The following is a 6,545-nucleotide window of genomic DNA, read 5'->3' on the forward strand; positions in this document are numbered from 1 at the left end:
ACTTTATTGTACAATTTATTATAACGCGTTTGGTCGTTAATATTAGAATTAAGAAACGACTCCCCAAAACGATCAACAGTTGAAGAACCAACCGTTGAGGAAACAGTGCGCTGATTGAACTCAAAAAATTTATTCTCATAATTAACTTGATGCGAAACATACAAATTTGTATTCCCTTTATTTGGATTTATTCTGAAATTATGATCCAGAAAAATTCTTTTACCTTTTAGGAAAGATTTGGCGTCTGTAAAATACACTTCAAAACGTTGTCTATTATTAAAGCTTGCATTTTCGCTTTCAAAATCTTCAATAGTAGTAATACCACCATTCTCTTCATTTAAAATGTCTTGAAAAGTATAATGTGCCTTTGCAAAATAACGCTTGTCTTTAGTATTATAGCTAGTAGTAAACCTAAAATTACCTGTACTAGATAATTGGTTCAAATATTCCCCCTCAGAGCGAAGGCCTTTATATGCAATAGAAAAATTAAGATTTTCTGACGTATTTAAAGTAATAAAAGCATCTACAGATTGACCTCTATTTATGGTAGTTTTAAAATACAACTCAGTAACAGGTGTTGCAACCGAATAGTAACGTAAATGTTGTGCTTCAAGAAAATTAAAATGCTTGGCTTTGAAACCAAACTCAGGTAATGGATTGTACTCTCTTAGACTATACTGTAAAGTATTATAGGTTTGACCATCATTAGCAAATGGAAGTAAACCAAAAATATCTTTTCGTAAATAATTATGACTGTACTCTTTTTGAATGGTCAAAGAAGTGTCTATATAAGTAGTATCATTATCAAGTGTGATTACTTTATAAAGATCAATAGATGCTACTTTTTTGTTTTTAAGTGAATCCGGAATTCTTATTGATTTCGGTTTTTGTACAATAGATTCATTTTTTGATTGTGCAAAAAATAAAAAAGGGCATAACAATATGATATAAAGAAAGAAAAGACATTTTTGCATGGATGAGAATTAAGAATTAAAACCAATCAGCTACAAATGTAGATTATAAAAAAGAAGAAAAAAAGAAAAAAAAAAGTTTAGATATTTATGCAAAATAAGTTTTAAAAAAAAAGAGTGTTTTGTATGACACAAAACACTCTTTTTAGAATATAAATGAAATTATTATGGATTGATTTCAAAAGCTGTAACTTCTGTACAATCGTAAGCACCAGTACCAGATGCATGTTTAATAATAGAACAGTCTAATCTATAACTTCCCTCGTAAGTTCCATCTGCTTGACCATCACAATAAAGATCTTCCATAATAAGAGTATACTTACCGTTTGGTAAATTAATGTTATGAGTATAAACTTTACCTCTACTAGTTGTAGATGAAGCTGGTCCATATGTACCTGCAGGGATTGAAGCAACAACTACACCCAAAGCATTTTTAATTTTCCATGAAGTTTCTTCTGGATACGCATCTGTAGTTACAGTCAAAACAACATTATTACAAACAACTTTTCTATTATAATTGATCGTTGCTACATCATTAAAAGCTGATCCGCCTTCGGGAGCAACTAACTTAACAAGTAAAGAATAAGCTATACCATCTGCTAAAGATGTTGTGTTCAAATCTACTACCAAAGTTCCTTCATAAGAACCTGCAGGTATAGTAGCAACTCCTATCTTATAAGAAGCAGCAGCACCCGTAGACTTTGCATCAGCAACAGCTTGAAAAGTTCTAGCTGAAGTTGACAATGTAGTTACAGATACAGGAATCGTGACCTTACTTCCTTCTGGCGGTACAGTAATGTTATAACTTCTGGTAGTAAACTGAATACCTTGTTGACCGTTCACGTTATCAAACTGAACAGTCTCTTTATCACAACTCGCAAATAACCCAATAGCCAAGGCAAATGCAGTGATTTTTAAAATATACTTTTTCATGATTAATTGAATTAATTAGTTATTGTAACCTGGATTTTGTTGATCTTTAATTCCTGTATTTGCCGATATTTCAGTGAAAGGGATTGGCATTGTAAATCTATAATCATTACTAGGAATAGAACAAGCGTTGAAAATTGAACAATCTTCTGGTGCTCTATCAATGGTAACACCTGCTTTCACACCTAAACGTTTTAGATCTAAATAACGATGACCTTCAAAACACAATTCAATTCTACGTTGATTTAATATTTGAGCAAAAGCAGCTTGTTTGTTAGCTGGCACAGGAATAACAGGAGCAGTACCTGCAACAAAACGTGCATTAGTAACGGCTTGTAATTGTGCAGCTACTCCAACAAAATTTTCAGCTTCTGCTAGCGCTTCAGCTTTTAAGAAATACATTTCAGCAGTTCTAAAAATCTTAACATCATTTAATTGAACAATACCTCCTGAACCAGGATATTTTCCAATAACAATTCTTCCGCCCGCTGGATCTGAAGATGGACTTAAGAAAGCACGTCTTCTGATATCATTAGTATTGTTCAATAAATTGTACAAACGAGTACTCATTTCATAAAAAGGAGAACCATTTACTGTACTATTCACTGATGCCCAAATTGAATTTATTGTACCGTTTCCAGGAACACGTTCCAATTTAAAAATAACTTCATTCTGAGTTGCAGTAGGGATAGCAACATCTGTCCATATATTCAAATACAATGAAGTTGCTTCCGTTGCCACAGTTGCAGATCTTGGTGTCAATGGGTATTTTGTAATCAATTCGTCAGCAAATGCAGTAACTTCGGTATATTTTCCTCTGTAAGCAGCCATTCTTGCTTTAAATGCTTTCACAAAATCTGTAGATATAAAAGTACGTGTAGTATTAGCATTAGAAGTTGCGCTCAATGAAGATGCAAAATTTAGATCTGAATTAATCAAAGCAAAAACTTCACCATTTGTGTTTCTAGGCAGTTGATCTAATACAGTAGGTACGAAATCCATTTTTATAACACCCAAAGCTGAATCACTAGTCAAATCAGTTGAAAAATGACTTAACAATACAAAATGACCCCATGCTCTCAAAATATGTGCCTGAGCCAAAATGTCATTGTACTGAGCTTGATTAGCTGCTGTAGGTATTACAGCTTTAGCACCTGCTATAACTCTATTTGCTCTATTGATCAATGAATAGTTTGAATTCCAAATAGCTGCGGCATCAGCAGAAGCGGCATTCAAATTAAAAACATATTCTCCACCATTTAAACCTTGACCACCATTTGCAAAACCAATGGCAACTTCATCTGTAAATACGGTACTAAAAGCGATTGGACTTTCACCTGAAACGGCAGAATAAACACCATTAAGTCCAAACTGCAAATCATTAACAGTTTGAAATGTAACATCAGGTCCTAATTCACCTGGTTGAATAATCTCTAGTGCATCCTCACAAGATGAAAAGAGTGTCAACATTAATGCTATTAAAATAAAATTAATCTTTTTCATATCTTTTTTTATTAAAATTCTAATTGTAATCCTACAGAATATATTTTTGGTGTAGGGTATTGGTACTGATCAGCAGTACGTGGGCTCTCTGCATCCCATCCTCTCCATTTACTAAATGTTACTAAGTTCTCACCTTGAACAAACATTCTTACAGATTTGAAAGGTGTCTTTTCTATAAGTTTTTTAGGCACATCATATCCAAATGAAGCGAATCTTAATCTAACATAAGAAGCATCTACTAAATATCTATCAGAATTGTTTTGAGCTGCATAATTTGTAGCTCTCAAAGATGGTATATCAGTAACTCTATTTGTAGGTGTCCAAGCATTCAACAAATCTGCAGACACATTGAATACACCAATGTTGTTAGTTGGATTTTGCAATCCTTGTAAATCAAAGTCAATTCTGTAAACTTCAGCAGCAAAAGAGAAATTTGTATCAAAATAGAAACCTTTGTACTTTGTATTGAAACCAAATCCTCCTTGATACAAAGGAATACGAGATTTTCCAGTAAGAACTCTGTCACCTGTAATGTTTGGATTTTCAGTTACTTGTCCTGATGCAGTCAAAAACAATAAGTTCCCATTTGCAGGATTCACACCAGCATATCTAGTTAAGAAAAATTCATCAATAGTTCTACCTTCTTGAATAACAGTTGTACCATTATCAATAACCCCTGTAGTTCCAGCAACATCTAAAATTGTATTTTTGTTATATGATCCATTGAAATTTAATGTCATAGTGAAATCACCCAAATCTTTAGCCTTAATAAGGTCATAATTCAATGTTGCCTCAACTCCCTCATTTTTAAGAGATCCAAAGTTTTTGTTGATAGCTGTAATAGCATTTATACTTGAAAGAGGTACACCTAAAAATAAATCCGTAGTTTTTTTACGATACACATCAAAAGAACCTCTCAATCTACCTTTGAAAACCTCAAAATCAACACCTACGTTAGCCTGAGCAGTAGTCTCCCATTGCAAATCTGGCACTCCAAGTCTATTCAAAACAAAAGATTGAGAACCATTATACCCAGTTGCACTAGCGTACAATTCACGAGTATTATTCAAAGCGCCATAAACCGCATTTATAATATCTTGATTACCAGAAGTACCATAAGAACCTCTTAATTTTAATCCGCTGAAAACAGACCCTTGCATGAAAGCTTCTTTGTCAATGTTCCAACGTCCGCTTAAAGAGTAAAAAGTACCCCATCTGTAGTCTTTATCAAATCTTGATGATGCATCTCTACGAATAGTAGCTCCAAAACCATATTTGCTATCGTAATCGTAATCAAGAGTAGCAAAATAAGAAAACAAACCTGTTATTGCTTTCGAAGCAGAAACCAATGGAACATTTCTATCATCAGTTGTTCCATCAAGAATATACCCTGTACCAGCTCCTGGAGAAGTAGTTTTTGGGTTTAAACCTCTTTGTGTGAATGTAAATGCATTTCTGTTAGATTTGATATACTCTAAGTAAGCACCTGCATTTACAGTATGTTTTTCATTAAAAGAACGGCTATAATTTAAACGTGTTGTAGATGACAACGCTAAATCCCTTGAAAAAAATTGATTTTCAGAATCTTGTGCAAATGCTGTAGCAGGAAATAATAATGTATTAAAACCTGTTGGACTTTGCCACGTATACGAATTCTCTTGTGTATAATCCAAAGACAAAGCAGTACCTAAAGTCAAATCACTAGTGATTTTATAAGAACCATCTAGATTGATAAGTCCTTTTAATTCATCTAATCTATTTTCAAATTGTTTTAACTTATCAATTAAAAACAATGGAGTTAACAACAATGTACCGCCTTGAGCGTTATAATCCGCTAATAATTGTTGACTAGTACTGTATTCGTTTGGCGAAATGTAAGGAGCACTATTATTAGCACCTAAAACATAGTTTTGATTTACCCCACCTGTACCAATTGAATTTGCTTCGTTTCTTCTTGAAAAGTTAATAGATGTTGTAGTTGCGTAAGCAAACTTATCGTTATTAGATTTTCCTGTAAGGTTACTTCTAAAGCTGAATCTTTTTAAATCAGTTCCCTTTAAAATACCTTGTTGATCAAAATAACCTAATGATGTAAATGCAGTAGAATTTTTACCTCCACCTGATAAACTAACTACATGATTTTGAGTTACACCTGTTCTAAAGAAATATTTATTCCAGTTCGTGTTTGGAGCAGCTGCAATTTGTGCATCTGTCATTGGTCCACCATTAGGACCTCTTGTAAATCCTCTACCTCTACCAAATGCACGTTCTGTTGTAAGAAGCTCTTGTGCATTCATCAAGTTGTAATCTGTTTTCTGCAAAGTAGAAAAACCAGTTGTAGATGTGTATTTAACACTTAAAGGTGAATCAAAACTTCCTTTTTTAGTCTTAACGATGATAACACCATTTGCACCTCTATTACCGTAAATAGATGTAGCTCCTGCATCTTTTAATACAGACACAGATTCAATATCATCTGGGTTGATACTTCTAAAGTTATCATTATTCAATGGAATACCATCAATAACGAATAAAGGCTCAACTTTACCATTGATAGAACCTGTTCCTCTAATAATAACTTGGCTATTACCCCCTGGCTGACCTGTTCCTGAAGTAATATTCAAACCTGCAACTTGTGCTTGTAATGTTTGAATAAAAGAAGCATTTGGTCTTCCTTCAATAGTTTGTGCACTTACTGTAACCGAAGCAACATTTGATTTCGCTTTAGTTTTTGTAACATTATACCCTTCTACAATAACATTTTCTAACACCATGTTATCATCTTCTAATTGCACATTTACTCTAGATTGACCACCTACAACAACTGTAACAGTCTTAGAGCCTACAATAGAAAAAACTAATCTTTCACCAACAGAAGCTTTAATAGCATAACCTCCGTTAAAATCAGTTTGAACACCGCGTTTTGTACCTTGTACAACAACATTTACCCCTGGCATAGTCATTTTATCGGACTTTGATGTAACAGTACCCGAAACAGTTTTCTCTTGCGCAAAGGAAAACTGAATAAAGAACGCTAAACATAGCGTCATAATCCAAGTAAACTTTGATTTCATAAATTTTTTTTTTGAGTTTGTTAAAAGACAAAACTATTAATTAATTATTAATTAACAAACTTTTAAT

The 6,545-nt window shown here is 33.3% G+C and carries 4 protein-coding genes; all 4 read right to left on the reverse strand.

What is annotated here, in order from left to right:
* Nucleotides 1-974, reverse strand: a 974-nt coding sequence (locus FPG59_RS12590) for a putative porin (RefSeq protein ID WP_217875901.1), incomplete at its 3' end; no start/stop codon positions are given.
* Nucleotides 975-1,136: 162 nt separating this feature from the next.
* Nucleotides 1,137-1,904 (reverse strand): hypothetical protein, encoded by a 768-nt coding sequence (locus FPG59_RS12595; protein WP_086454942.1) that lies wholly within the window; start codon nucleotides 1,902-1,904, stop codon nucleotides 1,137-1,139.
* 15 nt (nucleotides 1,905-1,919) lie between these two features.
* Nucleotides 1,920-3,404, reverse strand: a complete 1,485-nt coding sequence (locus tag FPG59_RS12600) for a RagB/SusD family nutrient uptake outer membrane protein (RefSeq protein ID WP_086454943.1) — start codon at nucleotides 3,402-3,404, stop codon at nucleotides 1,920-1,922.
* A gap of 11 nt (nucleotides 3,405-3,415) precedes the next feature.
* Complete coding sequence (locus tag FPG59_RS12605) at nucleotides 3,416-6,478, reverse strand: SusC/RagA family TonB-linked outer membrane protein (protein ID WP_086454944.1); 3,063 nt, start codon at nucleotides 6,476-6,478, stop codon at nucleotides 3,416-3,418.
* Nucleotides 6,479-6,545: the final 67 nt, after the last annotated feature.

Source organism: Flavobacterium sp. FPG59 (genome assembly GCF_002150205.1).
Lineage (GTDB): Bacteria > Bacteroidota > Bacteroidia > Flavobacteriales > Flavobacteriaceae > Flavobacterium.

Bases quoted from the DNA above. Each gene is read 5' to 3' on its own strand.
- FPG59_RS12595 (WP_086454942.1), bottom strand. From the start codon at position 1,904: ATGAAAAAGTATATTTTAAAAATCACTGCATTTGCCTTGGCTATTGGG.
- FPG59_RS12600 (WP_086454943.1), bottom strand. From the start codon at position 3,404: ATGAAAAAGATTAATTTTATTTTAATAGCATTAATGTTGACACTCTTT.
- FPG59_RS12605 (WP_086454944.1), bottom strand. From the start codon at position 6,478: ATGAAATCAAAGTTTACTTGGATTATGACGCTATGTTTAGCGTTCTTT.